This window comes from Polaromonas sp. P1_F9 (assembly GCF_056405615.1).
The window spans coordinates 213,270-232,112 of sequence record NZ_JBFUBT010000001.1; the positions used below are offsets into that span (position 1 = coordinate 213,270).

At 62.6% G+C, this 18,843-nt stretch carries 16 protein-coding genes; 8 read left to right on the forward strand and 8 right to left on the reverse strand.

The window, feature by feature from the left end:
- Nucleotides 1-82: 82 nt before the first annotated feature.
- Nucleotides 83-994 carry an alpha/beta fold hydrolase gene (locus AC1DYR_RS01015; RefSeq protein WP_477703448.1) on the reverse strand — a complete coding sequence of 304 codons (912 nt, stop codon included), beginning with the start codon at nucleotides 992-994 and terminating at the stop codon, nucleotides 83-85.
- Between the two features lie 118 nt (nucleotides 995-1,112).
- Here AC1DYR_RS01015 and AC1DYR_RS01020 point away from each other — a divergent pair, with 118 nt between their 5' ends.
- Nucleotides 1,113-1,895 carry a 3-hydroxybutyrate dehydrogenase gene (locus AC1DYR_RS01020; RefSeq protein WP_477703449.1) on the forward strand — a complete coding sequence of 261 codons (783 nt, stop codon included), beginning with the start codon at nucleotides 1,113-1,115 and terminating at the stop codon, nucleotides 1,893-1,895.
- Nucleotides 1,896-1,898: 3 nt separating this feature from the next.
- Here AC1DYR_RS01020 and AC1DYR_RS01025 read toward each other — a convergent pair whose 3' ends face one another.
- The 3 genes from AC1DYR_RS01025 to AC1DYR_RS01035 form a co-directional block, all read right to left on the reverse strand.
- Nucleotides 1,899-3,002, reverse strand: coding sequence for an NAD(P)/FAD-dependent oxidoreductase (locus AC1DYR_RS01025; protein WP_477703450.1), 1,104 nt, complete (start codon nucleotides 3,000-3,002; stop codon nucleotides 1,899-1,901).
- 1 nt (nucleotide 3,003) lies between these two features.
- Nucleotides 3,004-4,050 (reverse strand): histone deacetylase family protein, encoded by a 1,047-nt coding sequence (locus AC1DYR_RS01030; protein WP_477703451.1) that lies wholly within the window; start codon nucleotides 4,048-4,050, stop codon nucleotides 3,004-3,006.
- A gap of 72 nt (nucleotides 4,051-4,122) precedes the next feature.
- Nucleotides 4,123-4,968 carry an N-formylglutamate amidohydrolase gene (locus AC1DYR_RS01035; protein WP_477703452.1) on the reverse strand — a complete coding sequence of 282 codons (846 nt, stop codon included), beginning with the start codon at nucleotides 4,966-4,968 and terminating at the stop codon, nucleotides 4,123-4,125.
- Between the two features lie 214 nt (nucleotides 4,969-5,182).
- Here AC1DYR_RS01035 and AC1DYR_RS01040 point away from each other — a divergent pair, with 214 nt between their 5' ends.
- Nucleotides 5,183-5,803: an outer membrane beta-barrel protein gene (locus AC1DYR_RS01040; RefSeq protein ID WP_477703453.1), complete on the forward strand. Its 621-nt coding sequence runs from the start codon at nucleotides 5,183-5,185 to the stop codon at nucleotides 5,801-5,803.
- Nucleotides 5,804-5,945: 142 nt separating this feature from the next.
- Here AC1DYR_RS01040 and AC1DYR_RS01045 read toward each other — a convergent pair whose 3' ends face one another.
- Nucleotides 5,946-6,854: a LysR family transcriptional regulator gene (locus tag AC1DYR_RS01045; RefSeq protein ID WP_477703454.1), complete on the reverse strand. Its 909-nt coding sequence runs from the start codon at nucleotides 6,852-6,854 to the stop codon at nucleotides 5,946-5,948.
- Nucleotides 6,855-6,978: 124 nt separating this feature from the next.
- Here AC1DYR_RS01045 and AC1DYR_RS01050 point away from each other — a divergent pair, with 124 nt between their 5' ends.
- The gene (locus AC1DYR_RS01050; RefSeq protein WP_477703455.1) at nucleotides 6,979-7,521 is read left to right on the forward strand and encodes a multidrug/biocide efflux PACE transporter; all 543 of its coding nucleotides are present in this window, start codon (nucleotides 6,979-6,981) and stop codon (nucleotides 7,519-7,521) included.
- On the opposite strand, the gene AC1DYR_RS01055 is transcribed toward AC1DYR_RS01050, so the two are convergent.
- Complete coding sequence (locus AC1DYR_RS01055; RefSeq protein WP_477703456.1) at nucleotides 7,490-8,206, reverse strand: SIMPL domain-containing protein; 717 nt, start codon at nucleotides 8,204-8,206, stop codon at nucleotides 7,490-7,492. The two genes, AC1DYR_RS01050 and AC1DYR_RS01055, sit on opposite strands and share 32 nt — an antisense overlap.
- Before the next feature lie 361 nt (nucleotides 8,207-8,567).
- Here AC1DYR_RS01055 and ompR point away from each other — a divergent pair, with 361 nt between their 5' ends.
- Both ompR and AC1DYR_RS01065 read left to right on the forward strand, forming a co-directional pair.
- Nucleotides 8,568-9,305 carry an osmolarity response regulator transcription factor OmpR gene (ompR, locus tag AC1DYR_RS01060; RefSeq protein ID WP_007866319.1) on the forward strand — a complete coding sequence of 246 codons (738 nt, stop codon included), beginning with the start codon at nucleotides 8,568-8,570 and terminating at the stop codon, nucleotides 9,303-9,305.
- 347 nt (nucleotides 9,306-9,652) lie between these two features.
- The gene (locus AC1DYR_RS01065; protein WP_477703457.1) at nucleotides 9,653-11,029 is read left to right on the forward strand and encodes a sensor histidine kinase; all 1,377 of its coding nucleotides are present in this window, start codon (nucleotides 9,653-9,655) and stop codon (nucleotides 11,027-11,029) included.
- Nucleotides 11,030-11,128: 99 nt separating this feature from the next.
- On the opposite strand, the gene ispF is transcribed toward AC1DYR_RS01065, so the two are convergent.
- Entirely contained in the window at nucleotides 11,129-11,611 is a 483-nt protein-coding gene (gene ispF / locus AC1DYR_RS01070) for a 2-C-methyl-D-erythritol 2,4-cyclodiphosphate synthase (RefSeq protein ID WP_477703458.1), read from the reverse strand.
- A gap of 41 nt (nucleotides 11,612-11,652) precedes the next feature.
- Nucleotides 11,653-12,387: a 2-C-methyl-D-erythritol 4-phosphate cytidylyltransferase gene (gene ispD / locus AC1DYR_RS01075; protein WP_477703459.1), complete on the reverse strand. Its 735-nt coding sequence runs from the start codon at nucleotides 12,385-12,387 to the stop codon at nucleotides 11,653-11,655.
- 141 nt (nucleotides 12,388-12,528) lie between these two features.
- Here ispD and mfd point away from each other — a divergent pair, with 141 nt between their 5' ends.
- The 3 genes from mfd (at nucleotide 12,529) to AC1DYR_RS01090 (ending at nucleotide 18,696) form a co-directional block, all read left to right on the forward strand.
- Nucleotides 12,529-16,029, forward strand: coding sequence for a transcription-repair coupling factor (gene mfd, locus AC1DYR_RS01080; protein WP_477703460.1), 3,501 nt, complete (start codon nucleotides 12,529-12,531; stop codon nucleotides 16,027-16,029).
- Complete coding sequence (serB, locus tag AC1DYR_RS01085; RefSeq protein WP_477703461.1) at nucleotides 16,026-16,736, forward strand: phosphoserine phosphatase SerB; 711 nt, start codon at nucleotides 16,026-16,028, stop codon at nucleotides 16,734-16,736. Before mfd ends, serB begins: the two co-directional genes overlap by 4 nt.
- Before the next feature lie 106 nt (nucleotides 16,737-16,842).
- A complete protein-coding gene (locus tag AC1DYR_RS01090) occupies nucleotides 16,843-18,696 on the forward strand; it encodes an ABC transporter ATP-binding protein (RefSeq protein ID WP_477703462.1) in 1,854 nt (617 codons plus the stop codon).
- Nucleotides 18,697-18,843 lie beyond the last annotated feature (147 nt).

Genomic DNA, 18,843 nt, shown 5'->3' on the forward strand with positions numbered 1-18,843 from the left:
GAAACTTCAGTCAAATAGTTGCGAGGCTGGCAGCGCCGCATTACGGCACTTACCCAGCATTACCCAATTCAATACCCGGGGGCTACCCAAGCAGGAAACCCGCCACGGCGGCCACCTGGTCCGCAGCGATCAGCGTGGGCGCATGGCCTACCCCGTCAAACTCCACAAGGTGCGCGCGCGGGCCGCGGGCCGTCATGGCCTGAGCCGTCTGGGAGCTCAGCAAGTCCGACTGCTTGCCGCGGATCACCAGCGTTTGCGCCTTGATATTGTCGTAGAGCTGCCAGAGCAAGGCTTCACCCTGCTGTGCGGATTGCTCGGTCTCCTGCTTGAAAGGCACGGCGATGGCCGGGTCGTAATGCAGGCGCCATTTGGCATCGGCGGCGTCCGAGACGCGCCTGAGCATGGGACGCGACAGCGCCAGCCACTGCTCGGGCGTGTGCGGGCCGAAACTCTGGGAAATCGCCCACATCGCATCGGCCGCCTCCTGCACCGACCCGAAGTGACCGGCCTGCCCCAGATAGGTGCCGATTCGCACGATCGCCTGCCACTGGATGGCCGGCCCGACGTCATTGAGCACCAGCCGACGCACTGGTACAGGTAAAGGCAGAGCAGGCGTCCCACACACCGCAACGCCGATCAAACCGCCCATGCTGGTACCCACCCAGTCCAGTGAGACCATTGGCGCCTGTGCATGCAACTGACCCAAAAGCACCAGCATGTCGCCCGCATAGGTACGCAACTGGTAGCCCATGGGATCTTTGAGCCAGTCGCTTTCCCCGCGGCCCACCACATCGGGGCAGACCACACGAATGCCGTCCGGTGCCTGCTCGCACAGCGTGCGCGCCAGCACGTCAAAATCGCGGCCCTGCCGCGACAGGCCGTGCACGCACACCACAACGTGCGCGCTGTCCGGCCGGCCCCATTGCCAGTACGCCATGCGGTGCCCGCCTGCGGCGTCAGGGCAATTTACGTAGTTCAGCGTAGGTTCGGTCATGGTGCGGCAGTTCAATTCAAAGGCTTGATAATTGCTTGAAAAATCGGTGATGCGCAGCCTGCACCGCGCGCCGTTCAGAATCCCAGCTCAACCATCGTAAATCATCCGGAGAAACATCATGCTCAAAGGTAAAACAGCCCTCGTCACCGGCTCGACCAGCGGGATCGGCCTGGGCATCGCCAAGGCGCTGGCCGCCCAAGGCGCCAACATCGTCATCAACGGCTTTGGCGATGTGGACGGCCCCAAGGCCGAGATCGAAGCGCTGGGCGTGCGCGTGGCCTACCACGGCGCCGACATGAGCAAGCCCGCCGACATCGAAGACATGATGCGGTTTTCTGCCGCGCAATTCGGCCAGGTCGACATCCTTGTCAACAACGCCGGCATCCAGCACGTGGCCCGCATCGAAAACTTCCCCATCGAGAAATGGGATGCCGTGATCGCCATCAACCTGAGCAGCGCCTTTCATGCCACCCGCCTGGCATTGCCTGCCATGCTGGCCGCCAACGGCGGTAAAGGCTGGGGCCGCATCATCAACGTGGCGTCGGTCCACGGCCTCGTGGGCTCTGCAGAAAAATCCGCCTACGTTGCCGCCAAGCACGGCATTGTGGGCCTGACCAAAGTCACCGCCCTCGAAAACGCCACCACCGGTGTTACCTGCAACGCCATCTGCCCCGGTTGGGTGCTGACGCCCCTGGTACAAAAACAGGTGGATGCGAAAGCGGCTGCGGGCAACATCAGCAACGAAGCCGCCAAGCAGCAACTGCTGGGTGAGAAGGAGCCTTCGCTGCAGTTCACCACGCCCGAGGAGCTGGGCGCGCTGGCGGTGTTTTTCTGCTCACCCGCGGGTAACAACGTGCGTGGCGTGGCCTGGAACATGGATGGCGGCTGGGCGGCACAGTAAAGATCAAGCCGTTTGCAACATCCGTCCCACATAGTCGCCAATCGCCAGTGAGCTTGTCAGCCCCGGCGATTCAATACCAAAAAGATTGACGAGCCCTGCCACGCCGTGATCACGCGGTCCCTGGATCAGAAAATCTTTGGCGGCTTCATCGGGCGCCTGGATCTTGGGGCGCATGCCCGAGTAACCCGGCATGAGCGCACCGTCAGCCAATCCGGGCCAATACTTTCGTACTTCGGCATAAAACGCATCGCCGCGCGCCGGGTCCACCACCAGATCGTCGGGTGAATCGACCCATTGCACATCGGGGCCGAACTTGGCCTGGCCGCCCAGGTCGATGGTCAGGTGTACGCCCAGGCCGGCGGCTTCGGGCACGGGGTAGATCAGGCGGCTGAAGGGTGAACGGCCGGGCAAGGTGAAGTAGTTGCCCTTGGCGTAATGGCTGGGCGGCACATGCTGCGCCGGAAAGCCCGCAAAGCGGCTGGCCAGGTGCTGGGCCTGCAGCCCGGCGGCGTTGACGACAGTCCTGGCCTGCAATTCCGTACCATCTTCCGCTATTAAATTGATAGCTGCTTGCGCACATTCCGCATGGGCCAGGGGCGAATTCAGCACCACAAGTCCGCCGGCATTCTCAAGATCGCCCTGCAACGCCAGCATGAGGCCGTGGCTGTCGACAATGCCGGTGCTGGGCGAATGCAGCGCCGCGACGCATTCGAGTTGCGGCTCCATCGCCCGGGCTTCTTCGCGGGCCAGCAGCACCAGGTCGTTCACGCCGTTGGCCGCTGCCTTTTCACGGATGGCCTGCAGCTGCGCCACCTGAGCCTCGCTGGTCGCCACGATCAGCTTGCCGCAGCGCTTGTGGCCTATGCCGCGTTCCGCGCAGTAGTCGTACAGCAGGCCCTTGCCTTCCACGCAGAGCCGCGCCTTGAGTGAGCCTTGAGGGTAGTAGATGCCGGCGTGAATCACCTCGCTATTGCGCGAGCTGGTGCCGGTGCCTATCGCGTCGGCCGCTTCAAGCACCATCACCTCCCTGCCCTGCAAGGCCAGCGCACGCGCTACCGCAAGGCCCACCACACCCGCACCAATCACCACACAGTCGACCTGATCCATATCAAACGCCCTCGAAACCTTCAATGACATTGACAGCGTTGGTTCCCAGCGCTGCGGCGGCGTAACCGCCTTCCAGCACAAACACTGTGGGCAATCCCAGCTTGCCCAGGCGCTCGCCCAGGCGAATAAAGTCGCCAGGCAGCAGCGCGAATCTGGAGATGGGGTCTTCCGCAAAGGTATCCAGCCCCAGTGATACCACCAGCGCGTCGGCGCGGTGCTGCTTGATGCGCATGCATGCCGCTTCCAGCGCCTCAAACCAGCGCAGCACGGTACAACCGGCGGCCAGCGGCAGGTTCAGGTTAAAACCTTCACCCTCGCCCGCTCCGGTTTCGTCGGCATGGCCCAGGTAGAACGGGTACTCGGTCAAGGGGTCGCCGTGCAGGCTCACAAAAAGCACATCAGCACGGTCATAAAAAATGCTTTGTGTCCCGTTGCCATGGTGGTAGTCCACGTCCAGCACCGCCACGCGCGCGGCGCCGCCGTCCCGAAATGCCTGGGCAGCCACTGCAGCGTTGTTCAGGAAGCTGTAGCCTCCCATGAAATCGGCCCCTGCATGGTGGCCGGGCGGGCGGCTGCAACAGAACACGCCGCGCGCGGCGGGCTGGCCGGTCGTCAGCAAGGCGGCAGCGCTGGCGGCGGCATCTGCACCGGCCTTGGCAGCCGTCCAGGTTCCCGCGGAAAGCGGTGACCCGTTGTCCATCGAATAAAGCCCCAGCCGTGCGGTGAAATTGACAGGCTCCACGTCGCTGCGCAAGGTACGCACGGGCCAGACCGAGGGAAAAGGCTGGCGTTGATCGTTGCCCTCTTCAAGCGACACCCAGTCGCGCCAGGCATGCTCGAGAAACGCCAGGTAACGGGCACTGTGCACTTTGGCCAACAGCGCGCGGCTGTCGGCCTGGGGCGTGCGCATCTCGTGGCCGCGCTCGCTCAGGCGGGCCTTGACGTACTCCGCGCGCGCCGGGGTTTCAAAGCACGGCACGCGCTCACCGCGGTAAAACTCGAACGCAGGGGCATGATCGTGGTGGCTGTCGCTGAAAAAGGTAAGCATGGTGGCAGACGGTTTGGTTCGTTCATCAAGAGGAAGTGAGGGTAGCCTGCCGCACGGCGCCGCGTGCCGCCATCAAAGTGTGCGCGGGTCGGTCTTCACCAACACCTCGACCAGTGAGCGTAACGTCGCCTTCAGCGGCCCGGCGCCCGGCGTCATCTCCAGCGTGGTTTCGTCCATGTACAGCTTGCGGTTGATCTCCAGCTGGATGCTGTGCCGGTGCCCGGCCGGGTCGCTGTAGCGGCGCACCAGTTCCACACCTTTATAGGGGTGGTTGTAGGCCACGCTGTAACCACGCGCGCGCAGGTGCTCACACACCAGTGTCGACAACGCCTTGCTGGCGGTTGTGCCCTCACGGTCGCCGACCACAAAGTCCGCATGCGCCTCACCCGGAAAATCGGTGGCGCTGCCCGAAGCCACTGCCGGCATGGAGTGGCAATTGATGTGGATGCTGTAGCCGTGCTGCCGCCAGGCGGCGTCAATCGCCTGCGCCACGGCGGCGTGGTAGGGCTTCCAGCACCGCTCGATGCGCGCCTGGATTTCCGCCACTCCCAGTTTGCGGTCATACAGCGGCACGCCTTCATCGGTGGTGCGCCAGATCAGCCCCTTGCCCAGACGGACCTTGGACATGACCTGGGGATCGTCGTCTACCGGTTCGGGCCAGGGCGCTTCCAGCAGGGACACATCCATTTCGGTGGTGTTGCGGTTGGCGTCCAGGTAGCTTCGGGGGAAATGCGCCTCGACCCAATGCGCACCCAGTGCCGGCGCAAAGTCATACAGTTTTTCAACATGGGTGTCTTCGGCGCTGCGCAGCACGGCGAGCGCGCAGGCATGCCTGAAATCAGCCGGATACACCGTCCCGCTGTGCGGGGAATCAAGAACCAGCGGAGTGCTTCCGGGCAGGTAAGTAATGGAGGGCATGCCCTGACTTTAGCAGCAGCACATTGGTAAGCGAGCGGTGGCGCACTCAGCTTCAGCCCCTTCGCAAACTTCCGTTTGTCCTACAGCGTTTTAACTTTTAGCCTCACAACGGCGTGTGGGTGCGACTCTTAAATTTCACAGCGGAAAGCCAATCAAGCCGCTTTTTCCAGACGAAAAAGTGCATTCCGAAATTTCAGCCATTGAAGGAAACACCATGCCATCCTTGACCCGCAGACTCTCCGCAACCGTGCTGGCCGCCGCCGCCCTGGCTGCGGCCGCAGGGGCTAACGCCCAAAGCGGCTCAACATCGTCCAACACCGCGTCCAGCAACTATTCGTTTTACGCACCGGGCTCTCGCTATTTCGGCCTCAATGTGGGCCGGTCCGACTTTTCGCTGCCCAGCGGTGCCGGCGGTTTCGCTTCCGAAAACCACGATACGTCGTACAACATCTACGGCGGCAGCTATTTCAACAACAACTTCGGCCTGGAACTGGGCTATACCGATTTCGGCAAAATCAATCGTGGCGGTGGTCAGACGGATGCAGAAGGCATCAACCTGAGCCTGGTTGGCCGTTTGCCAATGAGCAACTCGTTCAATCTGCTGGGCAAGCTGGGGACGACCTATGGACGGAGCCACGTGTCCGCCGCACCTGCATCCGGCATTGCCACAGGCAGCGAAAGCAACTGGGGCGTGTCTTATGGTCTGGGGGCCGAATGGGCATTCACCCCTACCTTGTCGGCGGTGCTGCAGTGGGACGAGCATGACATGAAGTATCCCGGTGGCAACAAGGAACGCCTCAGCACCACCAGCATAGGCCTGCGCTACCGCTTCTAGGCCGTTGTGGCAGCGTAGCCACCCGCCAAAAGCCCGCACCTTTCAAGGCATGCGGGCTTTTTTTACCTTTTCGCTTCACGCATTCACTATCAATTTCATAGCTTCTTGCGCCCGTTCTTCTTTGCTTTGAAGCAATTTCTTCTTATAAAACCGCCCGCACGTGCGGTGCCAGCATCTCCTGCAGCAGCCAGGTTCCGGCACGGCCCAAGGGGCGCTGGCGTGACCACACGGCGTCCACAGGCACCCTGCGCGGCCAGCCGCGTGCATGAAGTTCGACCAGTTTGCCGGTGGCAAAGCGTGTCACCATCCAGCGCGGAATGGCCGCCCATCCAAAACCCAACACCGCCATTTCCAGCAGCATGAGGTAGCTGGGAGCAGACCACGCGCGGCGCGACTGGCGCGCCCCATGCGAGCCCCGGGCCCCCTGGGCGCCTTGCTCCATCTCTATATAGGTATCCAGCCGCAGCTCCCTGAAATTGGCCAGAACGTCGGGCGCGATGTCTTTCATGCTGGCCAATGGGTGGGCGGTGGCCACAAACAGCGTTATTTCAGACTGCTCGGCAATCGTGGCCCAACCGACATCGGGCGGATAAGCGCCCTGGGCGGCCACCACGCCAATGTTTGCCCGCCCTGTTTGCACCAGCGACACCAGGTCGCCGTGTTCGGCAATCAGGCATTCAAACTCCAGGTCGGGAAAGCTTTTCTCAAAAGCCGAAAGCATTTCTTCAAACCGGTCTGACTGGTAGGTGTCCGACCAGACCACGCTGAGCCTGGGCTCCAGGCCGCCCCCAAGCTGGCTGGCGGTGCGGTCAAGCCGGTCGCTCGCAGCGAGGATTTCCTGCACCTTGCCCAGCATGACCCGTCCGTGGTCCGTCAGTGCCGGCTTTCGGCTGCTCCGGTCAAACAGATTCAGGCCAAGGTCAATTTCCAGGTTGGCAATCGCACTGCTCACCGTCGACTGGCTTTTGCCCAGTTTGCGGGCCGCAGCCGAGAACGAACCCAGGGTCGCAGCCTCGGCAAAAGCGGTCAAGGCTTCCGGGGAATGGCGCATGGCGGTGTTCTATCTATTTTTTCGATGATTATTGATTTTAATGTATTCGAAATAGCGATGAAAATACGGTTCTGCCCAAAAGCATCTCGCTTTAACGGTCGGTAAATCAGTCACAAAGCGCGTCATGAGTCTCCAAAAATCCCTGAAAGAACGTTTTTTCCATGCCCTCGGTTTTGAAGTTCTGGCCATTGCCATCTGTGCGCCGCTAGGCGCCTGGCTACTCGGTTATTCGCTGGCACACATGGGCCTGCTGACCCTGATGGTTTCGCTGATGGCAATGAGCTGGAACATGGTGTTCAACGCCCTGTTTGACCGGGCGCAGCACTGCATGGGCTTTCAGCGCACGCTGGGCGCGCGTGCGGTGCATGCTGTGCTGTTTGAAATCGGCCTGATCATCGCGGTGGTTCCGCTGGCGGCCTGGTGGCTGGACATCGGCCTGTGGGAAGCCTTTGTGCTGGACATCGCTATCGTGCTGTTCTTCCTGCCCTATACCTTCTGCTTTAACTGGGCTTACGACCACGTCCGCTCACGAGTGGTGACGCGCCACGCGCGCAAAGCCCAACTGGCCCGCCGCAAGGCCGGCGGGCAGCAGCCGGCGCCCGCCCTGCTTTGTGCAGCGCCTGCCGGCAAGTGCCTTACTTCATCTGCACAGAGCCCGACACGATGACCAATACCGTGCTCTTGCCGGCCTCCACAGGCACTGAAGCATCGGCCATTTCGGCCTTGGCCGACATCGCCATCATGCGGGGACGCGGTGGAGAGCCCTGGTCGTTGGCATTCACCGACACTTCGCGCAGCGAGTAGCCGGCAAAACCAAAACTGCGAGCCACCTCGCTGGCTTTGGCCTTGAATCGCTCAATTGCGAGCGCCTGTGCCTCGCCCTCGACCTTGGCGCGTTGCTCCCGGCTCAACGCAAAACTGACGCTGCCCATGGTCAGGGTCTGGATCTTGCCCGCCGTGCTGGTAATGCGCGGGAAGTCCTTGCCTTCCAGCACCAGCTCGGTGGAGCCCTGCCAGCCATTGATCTTGCCGTCTTTGCCATAACGCGGGTACAGGCTGAAGTTGCCGGTGCGCACGTCCATCTGGCCGGGCGCTGCCGCCTGCTTGGCCTGGGTCAGCGCAGTCTCAAGCGCCTGTCTGAGCTGGCTTTGCACGACGCCTGCGTCAGCACCGTCACGGGTTGTGGTCAATGAAATCGACAACAGGTCCTGCTGCACCTCCACCGAGCCGCTGACCGATAACTGGGCCACGTTCTGCAGGGATTCGTGGAAGTTGGTCTGGGCCATGGCAGGGCTACCCAGCACTGCGCCTGCCAACAGGACACACAAAGCGATCGATTTTGGAGCTCGCATCAGAATTACCTTTCGGGGTGGTGAATTTCAGCCGCTTCTGGCTAAAAAAGACAAGCGTGAAATGGAGGGGAAATCATGGTGAACATACGGAACGCTGCAAATCAAGCAACATGTTCACCGCAAGTAACCAGGCGCATTCGCCCGGCATTGCTTTTACAAAGGCCCGCCAGCGCGGCGCCCCGGGAGCGGCCAATTATTTTTACATGTGTTTTTTCAATCGAATGTAGGCGCATTGCCATAGTCAACACGCACACTTGCATGTGGCCGCAACTTTTGTAACAGTGTGTCAAACCGACTGAAAAATGCGACATCCCGCCTTTTCAGCCTTCAAAATGGCTCTGTTACAAATTACCAGATGACTATGACCCAAGCTCAACCCAACGCCCGTGCCGACAAAATCCTGATCCTTGATGACGATGCCCGCATTCGCGACCTGCTGCGCCGCTACCTGGCCCAGGAAGGTTTTGAGGTCATCCTCGCCGAAGACAGCAAGGCGCTGAACCGCATCATGCTGCGCGACGCCGTCGACCTGATCGTCCTGGATTTGATGATGCCCGGCGAAGACGGCCTTTCCATCTGCCGCCGCCTGCGCGCCGCCAATGACCGTACGCCCATCATCATGCTGACCGCCAAAGGCGAGGACGTGGACCGCATTGTCGGCCTCGAGGTCGGTGCCGACGATTACCTGGCAAAACCGTTCAATCCCCGTGAATTGCTCGCCCGTATCCACGCCGTGCTGCGCCGCCGGCCGACGGCCGAAGTGCCGGGTGCGCCGTCCAGCGACCAGGAAGTGATTACCTTTGGGCCGTTTTCCTTCGATATGGGCTTGCGCACCCTGCACAAGAACGGCGAAGAGCTGCCGCTGACCACCGGCGAATTCGCCATGCTGAAAACCCTGGTGCGCCACCCGCGGCAGCCGTTGTCCCGCGAAAAACTGGCACAACTGGCACGCGGACGCGAATTCGAGCCCTTTGACCGCAGCCTGGACGTGCAGGTGTCCCGTTTGCGCAAACTGATCGAAGTGGATGCTGCGGTGCCCCGCTACATCCAGACGGTCTGGGGTATTGGCTACGTGTTTGTGCCGGACGGAACGAACTAGCCCCCACGCTTTTCACTGCGCCTTCGGCTTCGTGTAATGCGCTGCCCCCCGAGGGGGCCGCCCGCCTGCAGTCCGGCAAAGCCGGCCCTGCGGCTCATGCTGGTAAAAACATGTGCTCCCACTGTGCCCGCTGGAATTTTTCAACCCAGCATGAGCCGCGGAACTGGCTTTGCCAGGCCGCAGGCGGGCGGCCCCCTCGGGGGGCAGGGAGCTACACGAAGTGAGCGACCGTGGGGGCAAGTATGGCGGGCCTGCAACAGGCGGCAACAGCTTGGCTGCGGTAGCGCAGGCTTATCGTGCTAACGTCCATTGATCACAGCGCTCGCGCCCACGTACCCCACTTCCTTATGGACGCTACCAACCCAGCCCCCCTCGAAACCGCCCCGGCCCCGCTTGAAATGCGCCCGCGGCGCGGCTTCAGCTTGTTCTGGCGGACCTTCTTTTTCCTGGCGCTACTGCTGTTCGGCTCCATCGTTGCCTGGCTGCAGACCTTCCGGGCACTCGAATCCGAGCCACGGGCCATCCAGAGTGCGCAGCAACTGGCCTCGCTGGTCAACCTCAGCCGCGCCGCGCTCCGCTATTCCGACTCCATCGCCCGCGTATCGCTGATCAAGACCCTGGCGGACGAGGAGCGCGTACGCATCACGCCACGCGAGCCCAAGGACAAGTACGAGCTTTTTGAAAGCGATGAACTCGGTGAACGCACGGCAGAAGAGCTGAAGACACGGCTGGGTGCCGGCACTGTGGTGGCCAGCAGCGTCAACGGCCAGAAGGGCCTGTGGGTGGGCTTTACCATCGACGGCGATGCGTACTGGCTGCTCACGGACCCCTCCAAGATCGGGCCCTCACGCAACAGCACATGGATCATCTGGCTGATCACGGCGGCGGCGCTGTCGCTGGCCGGGGCAGCCTTTATTGCCCGTCTGATCAACCGGCCGCTCAAGCAGCTGTCGTTCGCTGCCAGCCGGATGCGGGACGGCGACTTCGATGCCAGCCTGCTGGATGAAAAAGTGGCGACCAGCGAAATCCGTGAGGTCAACATCGGCTTTAACCGCATGGCCGAGCAGCTGTCCAAAATCGAGCAGGACCGGGTCATCATGCTGGCGGGGATTTCCCATGACCTGCGCACCCCGCTGGCCCGGCTGCGCCTGGAAACCGAGATGAGCGTCACCGACATGGATGCACGCGAGCACATGGCGGCCGACATCACCCAGCTGGATGCCATCATCGACAAATTCCTTGACTACGCACGGCCCGAGCCACCGCGGCTGGAGCGGGTGTCACTCAATGCGGTAGTCGACGCCGCCGTGTACGCCATCGCCGACTATGAAGACATGCGGGTCACCGTCACCATCCCGGACGATATGGCCGTGCTGGCCGACGAGGTCGAGTTGTCGCGCGTGATTTCGAACCTGCTTGAAAATGCCAGGCGCTACGGCAAGACACCTGAAACCGGCATTGCCTTGGTTGATATTGCGGCCAAAGGCCGTGACCAGTGGGTGCTGATCAAGGTGCGGGATCACGGCATGGGCGTAGCACCCGAGACCTTGTCCAAGCTCACCCGCCCGTTTTTCCGGGGAGACGCCGCACGCACGGCCGCCACCGGCGCTGGCCTGGGTCTCGCGATTGTCGAAAAGACGATTCACCGCATGGGCGGCGTGTTTGGCCTGGCCAACACAGGCTCCGGTGGGCTCGCCGCGCATATCAAGCTGCGCAGGAGCTGACCCCCCGCAGACGGCTGTACGGCTCCGCAGCCGGCCTCAAAGGAAAATCATCCCTCCGCCCAGGCAGGCCGTGCGCGAGCAGCTATCAAAACTATAGCACTAGAAAAGCAGAACAACAGCCCGGGCTTCCATGCTCAGGCCCTGTCCTACCGGGCCGAGCTTTTCGGCAGTCTTGGCCTTGACGTTCACCTGGCTCACATCCAGCGCCAGCACTTCTGCGATGCGTGCGCGCATGGCCCCAATGTAAGGCGCAAGTTTGGGTGCCTGCGCAATGACCGTGCTGTCGATGTTGCCGATCTTGTGGCCGCGCTCTGCCAGCAGGCGCCCGACCTCCGCCAGCAAGACGGCCGAATCCGCGCCCCTGAAACGCGCGTCGGTATCCGGAAAATGTGAGCCGATATCGCCCAGCGCCGCCGCACCCAGCAGTGCGTCGGTGATCGCGTGCAGCAACACATCGGCGTCCGAATGGCCAAGCAAGCCGACGGCATGGGGAATGTCCACACCACCGATGATGAGCTTGCGCCCAGGTACCAACGCGTGGGTGTCCCAGCCTTCACCGATTCGAAAATTTATGGCGGTCATCGTGGGGCCTTGTAGGGATGATGTGGTTCGGGTTGCATGGCTTATTTTCTGCGCCGCTCAAAAATCGCCTCAGCTAACGCGAAATCTTCTGGATACGTGACCTTAAAGTTCTGCGCGCTGCCGTTCACCAGCCGGGGCGAGAGGCCGGCCGCCTCCATCGCGCTGGATTCGTCCGTCACGGCATCGCCGGCTTGCTGCAGCGCGTCGATCAAAGCGCCTATGCGAAACATCTGCGGCGTCTGCGCCAGCCATTTGTCGCTACGGTCCACCGTAGAGGCCACACGGCCGTCCTTTTCGGTTTTAAGCGTGTCGGGCAGCTTTTGCGCCAGAAGGCCGCCCACGGCGTCGTTGCGGCACTCGTTGATCAGGGCCTTGATCTGCTCGGGCGTGACCAGGCAGCGCGCGGCATCGTGCACCAGCACCCAGTCGTTCAGGTCGGCGCCGCCCAGCTGCTGCTCCAGCATGGCTTTAAGGCCATTGAGCACGGTGGCCGCCCGCGTGGCGCCGCCGCCCACCAGCAGGACTTCATTGCTCCGGTTGAAATCGGGAAACACGTCCAGGAAATCATCGTCAGACGGCGAAATCACCACCCAGACTGCCGCAAAGCGGTCTGCCAGCGCTCTGAAGGCCTCCACCGTGTGCCTCACCATGGGACGGCCGTCAATCAGGTGGTATTGCTTGGCCTTGGCGGTTCCGGCCCGGCTTCCTTGCCCCGCGCAAGGGATCAGCACAAAAAAACGGGCGTCGGAACGGGTATTGGCACTACTTGTCGTCATAACTTCATCATAGATTCTAAAATCGGGCATTGAACATGCAGGCACCCCATTCCAGACGGTTTGGGGTGCTTGGCTTTTGTCGCTTGATTTTTGAATGATTTATTGATCCCGCCTGGCCATACCCCTACCGCGCACCGCTCAATGCACCTACCCTCACTCGTCACCGGCAAACGCTACACCCTGCCCCAGCCCGCCGGTTCCGCCGATGCCCTGCTGCTGGCGCGCCTGGGCACCCGGGAAAAAGCTGCGGGCAAACTCACCGCCATCATCACGTCGGACGCCACCACGGCCCAGCGCCTGATGGACGAGATCGCCTTCTTTGCACCTGACCTGCGCTGCGCCCTGTTTCCCGACTGGGAAACCCTGCCCTACGACACCTTCTCGCCCCACCAGGACCTGATCAGCGAGCGCCTGGCCACCTTGTGGCGCATCCAGCAGCGCGACAAGGAAACTGGCGCCGACGTGGTCATCGTGCCGGCCACCACGGCGCTGTACCGCCTTGCGCCGCCCAGCTTCCTGGCGGGCTACACCTTCCAGTTCAAGGTCAAGCAAAAGCTCGACGAAACCAAACTCAAGGCCCAGCTCACGCTCGCCGGCTACAGCCACGTCACGCAGGTCGTCAGCCCCGGCGAGTACGCAGTGCGCGGCGGTTTGATCGACCTTTTCCCCATGGGCAGCCCCGTGCCCTACCGCGTCGACCTGTTTGACGACGAAATCGACAGCATCCGCACCTTTGACCCCGACAGCCAGCGCAGCCTCTACCCCGTGCCGGAAGTGCGCCTGCTGCCCGGACGCGAGTTTCCAATGGACGACGAGGCGCGCGCGCGCTTTCGCAGTCGCTGGCGCGAGCTGCTGGACGGCGATCCGACCAAAAGCCGCATCTACAAAGACATGGGCAACGGCGTAGCGACCGCCGGTATCGAGTACTACCTGCCGCTTTTCTTTGAAGAAACCGCCACGGTGTTCGACTACCTGGGCAGCAATGCGACTGTCGTGCTGCACGGCGACCTGGAGCCTGCCTTCCAGCGCTTCTGGCAAGACACCAAAGACCGCTACCGCCTGGTGCGCGATGCGCCCGACCGCCCGGCGCTGCCGCCCGAGTCGCTCTTCCTGGGCGCTGAGCAGTTCTACGCGCGCGCCAACGACTACGCACAGCTGGCGATACGCGCCACGGTCGAAGACGTGGCCGACAACGCGCAGTTTCAAAAGCTCGGCGAAATGGCCGTGGTGCGTGGCGCCGAAGACCCACTGGCCAAATTCAAGGGCCACGTACGCAACACGGCCCACCGGGTGCTGGTGCTGGCCGAAAGCGACGGCCGCCGCGAAAGTCTGCTGGACTTCCTGCGCGCCAGCAGCGTCAGCCCCCCGGCCTTTGATTCGCTTGAAGACTTCCAGGCCAGCGATGAAAAACTCGGCATCGCCACAGCGGCGCTGAACACCGGTTTCAGCTGGCTTGAAGAAGGCATCGACTTCATCACCGAGACCGAACTCTTTGCCGCGGGCGCCACCGTGCGCCGCCGCAACAAAAAGCAGGAACAGGTCAGCGACGTTGAAGCGCTGATCAAGGACCTGTCGGAACTCAATGTGGGCGACCCGGTAGTACACAGCGCCCACGGCATCGGCCGCTACCGCGGCCTCATCAACATGGACCTGGGCCAGGGCACCAATGCCGACGGCACGCCGCTGCTGCAGGAGTTTTTGCACCTCGAATATGCCGACAGCGCTACGCTCTACGTGCCCGTCAGCCAGCTGCACCTGATCAGCCGCTACACCGGCGTCAGCGCCGAAGAAGCCCCGCTGCACAAGCTGGGCAGCGGCCAGTGGGAAAAAGCCAAGCGCAAGGCCGCCGAGCAGATCCGCGACTCGGCCGCCGAGCTGCTGAATATCTACGCCCGCCGCGCCGCGCGCGAAGGCCATGCCTTCCGCTATTCGCCCGGCGACTACGAGACCTTTGCCAACGACTTCGGCTTTGAAGAAACCGCCGACCAGCGCGCCGCCATCCACGCGGTGATCCAGGACATGATCAGCCCGCGCCCCATGGACAGGCTGGTGTGCGGCGACGTGGGCTTCGGCAAGACGGAAGTGGCCTTGCGTGCCGCCTTCATCGCCGTGACCGGCGGGCGGCAGGTAGCCCTGTTGGCGCCGACAACCCTGCTGGCCGAGCAGCACTACCAGACGCTGGTGGACCGCTTTGCCAAATGGCCGGTCAAGATCGCCGAGATGAGCCGCTTCCGCTCGGGCAAAGAGATTACCGCCGCCATCAAGGGCCTGGCCGACGGCACGGTCGACATCGTGGTCGGCACGCACAAGCTGCTCAGCCAGGACGTGAAGTTCGAACGCCTGGGCCTACTCATCATCGACGAAGAGCATCGCTTCGGCGTGCGCCACAAAGAGGCCATGAAGGCGATGCGCGCCGAGGTCGATGTGCTGACACTGACGGCCACGCCGATTCCGCGCACGCTGGGCATGGCGCTTGAAGGCCTGCGCGATTTGAGCGTGATCGCCACCGCACCGCAGCGCCGCCTGGCTATCAAGACTTTTGTGCGCAGCGAAAACAACGGCGTGATCCGCGAAGCCGTGCTGCGCGAATTGAAACGCGGCGGGCAGGTCTACTTCCTGCACAACGAGGTCGAGACCATCCAGAACCGGCGCGAGAAGCTCGAAGAGATATTGCCTGAAGCGCGGATCGCCGTGGCGCACGGCCAGATGCCCGAGCGCGAGCTGGAGCGCGTGATGAAAGACTTCATCGCCCAGCGCTACAACCTGCTGCTGTGCTCAACCATCATCGAAACCGGCATTGACGTGCCGACCGCCAACACCATCGTGATGAGCCGTGCCGACAAGTTCGGCCTGGCGCAGCTGCACCAGCTGCGCGGCCGCGTGGGCCGCAGCCACCACCAGGCCTATGCCTATTTGATGGTTCCCGACATCGAGGGCCTCACCAAGCAGGCAGGCCAGCGGCTCGAAGCCATCCAGCAGATGGAAGAACTCGGCTCGGGCTTTTACCTGGCCATGCATGACCTGGAAATCCGCGGCACCGGCGAGGTACTGGGCGAAAACCAGAGCGGCAACATGCTCGAAGTCGGCTTTCAGCTCTACAACGAGATGCTGAGCGAAGCCGTGGCATCGCTCAAGGCCGGGCGCGAGCCCGACCTGCTGTCGCCGCTCAGCGTGACCACCGAGATCAACCTGCACGCCCCGGCCCTGCTGCCCAACGACTACTGCGGCGACGTGCACCTGCGCCTGTCTTTCTACAAAAAGCTGGCGACCGCCAAAAACACCGACCAGATCGACGCGCTGCTGGAAGAAATCGTCGACCGCTTCGGCAAGTTGCCGCCGCAGGCGCAAACGCTCATCGACGTGCATCGCCTGCGCGTGATCGCCCGTCCCTACGGCGTGGTCAAGGTCGATGCCGCGCCTGGCGGCATCAACATCACCTTCAGGAAAGACCCGCCCATCGATTCGATGGCCATCATGCACCTCATCCAGAAGAACCGGCACATCAAGCTGGCCGGCAACGACAAACTGCGCATCGAGCGCGAGTTGCCTGAACCCAAAGACCGCGCGCAAATGGTGCGCGACATCCTGCGCTCTCTTGGTCAACCCAAAACCCCCTCCACCACAGAAGCAACGCCCGCATGACCCCCGCTGAAATCTCCCCCGGCCTCGTCGTCAATGTCTCTACGCCAGACCTCAAGCTCAGCAATTTCAGGCTGATCGCCTTTGACATGGATTCCACGCTCATCAACATCGAGTGTGTGGACGAAATCGCCGACGCCGCGGGCCGCAAGGCCGAAGTGGCCGCCATCACCGAAGCCGCCATGCGCGGCGAGATCACCGACTACAAGGACAGCCTGCGCCAGCGCGTAGCCTTGCTCAAGGGCGTGAGCGTGGCCAGCATGGACGAGGTCTACCGCCAGCGCCTCAAGCTCAACCCCGGCGCCGCCGAGCTGGTGCACGCTTGCAAAGAGGCCGGCATGAAGGTCCTGCTGGTCAGCGGCGGCTTCACCTTTTTTACCGACCGCGTGCGTGACGAGCTCGGCATCGACTACACGCGCTCCAACGTGCTGGAGGTGAAAGACGGCTTTCTCACCGGGAAGATGGTCGACCAGCCCTGGGGGGACATCTGCGATGGCGAAGAAAAACGCAAGATGCTGCTCGAAACCTGCGGCAATCTGGGCATCAACCCGCTTGAGGCGATTGCCATGGGCGACGGCGCCAATGACCTGCCCATGATGGGCGTAGCCGGTCTCTCGGTGGCCTATCACGCCAAGCCGCGCGTGCGCGAGCAGGCCATGGTTGCCATCAACGAAGGCGGCTTGAACCGCCTGCTGGAGCTTTTCAGCTGAGGCCGCCACACTTCAGCCGGCGCATCAATCCTCCCCCAATAAATCAACGATCCCACAGCCATAACGCCTTATAAGCAGAGACCTGAACCAAAGACAAACGACATCCATGGGTTTTTTCAAACGATTCGAAAGCCAGCTTCCCGCCTACCCTGACGCCGACCCTTCCTTGCCGCCCAAGGGTTTCATGGCCTTTCTGTGGGCCTGCACCGAAGGCGCGCGTGGCTACATCCTGCAGCTGGCGCTGCTCTCGGCGGTGATGGCGGTTTTTGAGGCTTTGCTGTTCGCCATGCTGGGCCGCATTGTCGACTGGCTGGGGGCGACGGCGCCCGCCAACCTGTGGGCCGAGCACGGCAACGCACTGGGCTGGCTCGCCTTCATCGTGGTGGCCAGCATCGCCGCCGTGGCGCTACAGACCACCGTGAAGCACCAGACGCTGGCCATCAACTTCCCGATGCGGCTGCGCTGGAACTTTCACCGCCTGATGCTGGGGCAAAGCATGTCCTTCTACCAGGATGAATTCGCCGGCCGGCTGACCACCAAGGTCATGCAGACTGCACTGGCGGTGCGCGACACGCTCTTCGTGCTGGCCGATGTGCTGGTGGCCATGGGCGTCTATATCGCCACCATGACGGTGCTGGCCGCCGCCTTCGACACGAAACTGGTGGCGCCCTTCCTGGTCTGGCTGGCGCTCTATATCGCCAGCCTCTTTTACTTTGTGCCGCGGCTGGGCCGCATCGGCAAGCAGCAGGCCGACGCCCGCTCATTGATGACGGGCCGCATCACCGACGCCTATACCAACATCACCACCGTCAAGCTGTTCTCGCACACACGGCGCGAAGCCGGCTTCGCGCGCGACGCGATGAGCGAATTCATGAAGACGGGCTACACCCAGATGCGGCTTGTCAGCGCGTTCGAGATCGTCAACCACGCACTCAGCATGGGCCTGATCCTCGGCATGGCCGGCACCTCGCTGTGGCTCTGGCACCTGGGCCAGGTCGGCGCGGGTGCGGTGGCCGCGGCCACTGCCATGGCGCTGCGCCTGCAGGGCATGTCGCACTGGATCATGTGGGAGACCACCAGCCTCTTTGAAAGCGTGGGCACCGTGCAGGATGGCATCAACACGCTTTCACGGCCGCACACCATCGTGGACGCGCCCGATGCGGCCGCACTGGACGTGCCGCGCGGCGAAGTGCGCTTTGAAGCCGTGAACTTCAGCTACGGCAAGAACAAGCCGGTGATCGACCAGCTGACACTGACCGTCAGGCCGGGTGAAAAAATCGGCCTGATCGGACGCTCGGGCGCCGGCAAATCGACGCTGGTCAACCTGCTGCTGCGGTTCTATGACCTGGACGGCGGGCGCATCCTGATCGACGGCCAGGACATCGCCACCGTGACGCAGGACAGCCTGCGCGGCCACATCGGCATGGTGACGCAGGACACCTCGCTGCTGCACCGGTCGGTGCGCGACAACATCACCTACAGCCGCCCCGGCGCCACCGACGACGACATGCGCCTGGCCGCGCGGCGCGCCGAAGCCGACACCTTCATCGCCGACCTGACCGACCCGCACGGCCGCCACGGCTACGACGCCCACGTGGGAGAACGCGGTGTGAAGCTCTCAGGCGGGCAGCGCCAGCGCATCGCGATTGCGCGCGTGATGCTGAAAGACGCGCCCATCCTGCTGCTGGACGAAGCCACCAGCGCACTCGACTCCGAAGTGGAAGTCGCCATCCAGAGCAGCCTGAACACTTTGATGCAGGGCAAGACGGTGATCGCGATCGCCCACCGCCTCTCGACCATCGCCGCGATGGACAGGCTGATCGTGCTCGACCAAGGGCGCATCGTCGAAGAAGGCGACCACCGCAGCCTGCTGGCCAACGGCGGCCTGTATGCGCGGCTCTGGGCTCACCAGAGCGGCGGTTTTTTGAGCGACAACCTGGAAGAAGAGCTGGCAGCTTGACGCTGCTGGCCGCGCCGGGTACCCGCGCCTTAGGTACTCATCTGGGGCGGACACTCGTTGCTATTATTTTAATAGCTGCCTGCGCAGGTAATGAAAGGGCTAGAGCCCGATTTGGTTTAAAAAAAGCCTCAAAACACCTGAACCCGG

What these genes read in the sequence shown, in the direction of transcription:
- AC1DYR_RS01050 (WP_477703455.1), top strand. Translation starts at nt 6,979, where the DNA reads ATGAGTCTCCAAAAATCCCTGAAAGAACGTTTTTTCCATGCCCTCGGT.
- ispF (WP_477703458.1), bottom strand. Translation starts at nt 11,611, where the DNA reads ATGACCGCCATAAATTTTCGAATCGGTGAAGGCTGGGACACCCACGCG.
- AC1DYR_RS01045 (WP_477703454.1), bottom strand. Translation starts at nt 6,854, where the DNA reads ATGCGCCATTCCCCGGAAGCCTTGACCGCTTTTGCCGAGGCTGCGACC.
- AC1DYR_RS01065 (WP_477703457.1), top strand. Translation starts at nt 9,653, where the DNA reads ATGGACGCTACCAACCCAGCCCCCCTCGAAACCGCCCCGGCCCCGCTT.
- AC1DYR_RS01015 (WP_477703448.1), bottom strand. Translation starts at nt 994, where the DNA reads ATGACCGAACCTACGCTGAACTACGTAAATTGCCCTGACGCCGCAGGC.
- AC1DYR_RS01020 (WP_477703449.1), top strand. Translation starts at nt 1,113, where the DNA reads ATGCTCAAAGGTAAAACAGCCCTCGTCACCGGCTCGACCAGCGGGATC.
- AC1DYR_RS01055 (WP_477703456.1), bottom strand. Translation starts at nt 8,206, where the DNA reads ATGCGAGCTCCAAAATCGATCGCTTTGTGTGTCCTGTTGGCAGGCGCA.
- AC1DYR_RS01035 (WP_477703452.1), bottom strand. Translation starts at nt 4,968, where the DNA reads ATGCCCTCCATTACTTACCTGCCCGGAAGCACTCCGCTGGTTCTTGAT.
- AC1DYR_RS01030 (WP_477703451.1), bottom strand. Translation starts at nt 4,050, where the DNA reads ATGCTTACCTTTTTCAGCGACAGCCACCACGATCATGCCCCTGCGTTC.
- AC1DYR_RS01040 (WP_477703453.1), top strand. Translation starts at nt 5,183, where the DNA reads ATGCCATCCTTGACCCGCAGACTCTCCGCAACCGTGCTGGCCGCCGCC.
- mfd (WP_477703460.1), top strand. Translation starts at nt 12,529, where the DNA reads ATGCACCTACCCTCACTCGTCACCGGCAAACGCTACACCCTGCCCCAG.
- serB (WP_477703461.1), top strand. Translation starts at nt 16,026, where the DNA reads ATGACCCCCGCTGAAATCTCCCCCGGCCTCGTCGTCAATGTCTCTACG.
- ispD (WP_477703459.1), bottom strand. Translation starts at nt 12,387, where the DNA reads ATGACGACAAGTAGTGCCAATACCCGTTCCGACGCCCGTTTTTTTGTG.
- ompR (WP_007866319.1), top strand. Translation starts at nt 8,568, where the DNA reads ATGACCCAAGCTCAACCCAACGCCCGTGCCGACAAAATCCTGATCCTT.
- AC1DYR_RS01090 (WP_477703462.1), top strand. Translation starts at nt 16,843, where the DNA reads ATGGGTTTTTTCAAACGATTCGAAAGCCAGCTTCCCGCCTACCCTGAC.
- AC1DYR_RS01025 (WP_477703450.1), bottom strand. Translation starts at nt 3,002, where the DNA reads ATGGATCAGGTCGACTGTGTGGTGATTGGTGCGGGTGTGGTGGGCCTT.